Origin of the sequence: Leptospira inadai serovar Lyme str. 10 (genome assembly GCF_000243675.2) — a bacterium.
In the GTDB taxonomy this organism is placed as follows: Bacteria; Spirochaetota; Leptospiria; order Leptospirales; family Leptospiraceae; genus Leptospira_B; species Leptospira_B inadai.
On the sequence record NZ_AHMM02000001.1, the window covers coordinates 1 to 3,004 of the forward strand.

3 protein-coding genes and 1 pseudogene are annotated in these 3,004 nt (G+C 38.9%); 1 reads left to right on the top strand and 3 read right to left on the bottom strand.

What is annotated here, in order from left to right:
- Window positions 1-246: pseudogene (locus tag LEP1GSC047_RS22590) on the bottom strand (hypothetical protein); the annotation flags it as partial.
- 431 nt (window positions 247-677) lie between these two features.
- Here LEP1GSC047_RS22590 and LEP1GSC047_RS00005 point away from each other — a divergent pair.
- On the top strand, window positions 678-1,424 hold the full coding sequence (locus tag LEP1GSC047_RS00005; RefSeq protein WP_238325488.1) for a hypothetical protein: 747 nt from the start codon (window positions 678-680) through the stop codon (window positions 1,422-1,424).
- 35 nt (window positions 1,425-1,459) lie between these two features.
- Here the strand turns inward: LEP1GSC047_RS00005 and LEP1GSC047_RS00010 are convergent, their stop codons facing one another.
- Both LEP1GSC047_RS00010 and LEP1GSC047_RS20710 read right to left on the bottom strand, forming a co-directional pair.
- Window positions 1,460-2,191 (bottom strand): hypothetical protein, encoded by a 732-nt coding sequence (locus LEP1GSC047_RS00010; protein ID WP_010416662.1) that lies wholly within the window; start codon window positions 2,189-2,191, stop codon window positions 1,460-1,462.
- 68 nt (window positions 2,192-2,259) lie between these two features.
- Window positions 2,260-3,004, bottom strand: a 745-nt coding sequence (locus LEP1GSC047_RS20710; protein ID WP_238325489.1) for an RHS repeat-associated core domain-containing protein, incomplete at its 5' end; no start/stop codon positions are given.

Sequence of the window (3,004 nt, forward strand, 5' to 3'; positions counted from 1 at the left end):
ATAGGTAAAGGTCGAGGCGATCTCTCCTCCATTCGTAGTTTGCGAAATCAATCGTCCAAGCTGGTCATACAGATTTGTAACGCTACTTCCTCGTGCATCCGTTTGGGAAAGAACTCTTCCCATTAGATCGTAGGTATAACTCACCGTTCCCGAATTTGAATCGGAGTAACTCGTTTTTCTTCCCGCTATATCATAAGAAATTGAAGTAACTAAGCCGCTTGGGTCAGTGATCGTTTTCTGTCCCCCGTGTGGATCATAACCTTACCCACTAATCTTTGTTTGTGGGCGGCCCCCTGCACTTCGTTCCGGGTCACGCTGCTCCGGGCTTCGCGTTCGCTACGGTCCCAGCGACTCTTGTCTCTTACCGTAAACCATTATCCGCAAACGCTGCGACTGCTTCGCACCCTACACATCGTTGCCGCGGGAAAAGGAGGCAGTTTTTCGCGGAGAAGTTTCTTTACACATAAAGAAGATTTTAATTACGCAAATTCGAAGAACTTTTTTCATTGACTATATAAAATTCTGCCTATTTCATTAATTACAAAGCCATTTTAGGCAATTATCAAAATTGTTCTGAAGTATAAAAGATGAAAAGAGTCCTGATACTCACCACTTTACTTTTTTTAATAAGCTGCAAGCAAGGAGGCAGCTCGAATACTACTACCGATCTACTTACATTGGCAGGAATTTCAGCAGCAACCAGTTGTGCTGGAAGTGTAACGGCTACCACTACGACTCAGACCATCCCGTTTGTTATTAAAAATATTGGATTTGTGATAACTAAACCTTATGTTAGTAGCAATGTTTTCTTTAAGAGCATTACAATCGGACAAGCGGCAGTTTTTACCTCGCAGACATCTAATTTACGAAATTATTCATTCGGCTTGTATACGTCTTCGGCAGACCCGTGTGCAAGCCCGCAGCGGGAAAATAATATCATACAAGCTATTGAAACTGTTGGACAGAAACTATTTACCTATATGTTCTTTGACTCAGGCAATTTTCTCGTTAATCCAATGTCTGCACAAAGCTCCACATTAATTCCTTCGGATATAAGTGTTTCATTATCACCGACGGTTCCCTGTCAAAGTGCGGTAACGACTGCGAGCGGTACTTCCCAGCCAGTTACTATGGTGGCAGTGGGGCAAATGACTGCCGGGTATATCCTTGTAAATGGAATAACGACCAGCCAAACTCTAAAAATAACTTCTACGTCGACAATTCTTCAAAATTATCAATTCTACGTTTACGATAATAATAATGCCTGCAATATAACCTATAAACAGTTTGACGCAAATGAAGGTGCTTCAAGCACCAATTATCTGATGCAGTTCCAACCGAACGTTTCCGGAACTTATGTTATTTTCCTATATTCTACAGTTAACCCAACTGTACCGACTGACTTGATGGTCCAAATTCAGTAATATTCTAAAAGGTTAATTTTTCGTTTACCTATTTATTAGAATTTTGTACCAAATGAAAGGTTAAAGAAAATTTTACCAGGATGGTTTTTCGTAGATGAAATTTGATATTGTTCGTAAAGCAATGTATTAATAGAGGCTATCTGGATACCCGGAGAAAAAGCTCTTCCGTCGATTTGAACTACTGCCGATCTATTTCCGGATAATTCCTTTAATGCACCTCCTTCTATTTGTAAAAAGAAACGTTCATTGAGCATCCATCTCCAACCTAAACTTAGTACTCCAAAAGCTGTGTTCGTTCTCTGAAAATTAACTGAAGTTGTCGATGAAGCAGAAAGTTGATTGTTTACATTTAAGTCTTGACCCAAATGCGTATCCACATTTAAATTCGGTTGTTTTCCTCCTGCAATAGAAATAAAAAATGATCCCGTTGTTGGGAAAAACTTTAAAAAAGCTAAACCACCTAATTTCTTGGGATGATCGTATGTCTCGCAAGAATAGAATTGAATGAGTTTTGAACAAGCTTCATAAGCTGGATTATTCGATGACTCAAAATCCTTTAATGTGTAATTTATGCTTAATCCAACGGTGATTCTTTCTGAAATATATCTCTCGTAAGATATCGTTGCAGCACGTACAGGATCGACAACCGAAAGCCCGGCATAAATGGAATTTTTAAAATTGGATTTTAGATTTGATAAATCTTCAGATTTTATGGCGCTATGAAAAATTAATAGCGCCATAAAAAATATTTTTTGAATAGCTTTCAAGTCAATAATACCTCTCTATCAATATTAATTTTTTATTCAATTTTAACCATCCTATATTTCATTAGTGTTCAACCATCACCGCCGGAATTGCCTGAACAGTTTTTATAAAGTAAGAAAGTATTCTCTATAAAAGTAATATTCCCTTCTGTATGCCGAATTGACCCGTCTTGCGGGTTAGGATAACCGGCCCCTTCAAAATCTTGAGATCCCCAATAAAATTCGGTAAATGACTTAGTAGTGCTGCAAGCAGCATGAGCATTATCGATCGAATCTTGCGCTTGACCATCCTTAAACCTAAAGTGAATGTCCCATTTAAAGACTCGGTTCCAACCACCCTTGTTGAAAAATTTGTCTTTATCAATGCCATATTGATTCCAAAAATAAATCATAATTTGCCCACAAACTTGAGGTCCAAATTGGTCATTGCAATCTCCGATTATACCCATTCCATATAGTGTTAAAGTGAAATCTATTGTTGCATTGGCAGTCTTTCTAAAATATGCATCTCGAGCTTTCCCCGTATTCCACCAATCGTTGAGGTTATACCATCTTGCTAGTCTACGCGCACCAAACCATGAATTCTTCGGGTCCCAGAAGAGTTTTCCCTTAGGAATAAAAGTGGCCTTGCTTAAATTAAACTTTCCGATCTGGCTGGCAAATTTATTCCACCCAGCTCCATGATTAAAGCTCTTCCACATCATATGACCGATAATTTGATCTAACATGTGAATCGCCTGACTCCAATCCACATGCCCCGTTGGATCATTTGATCCGACTGGATTCCCGCTAACATACATGAATCGATTCGTACCA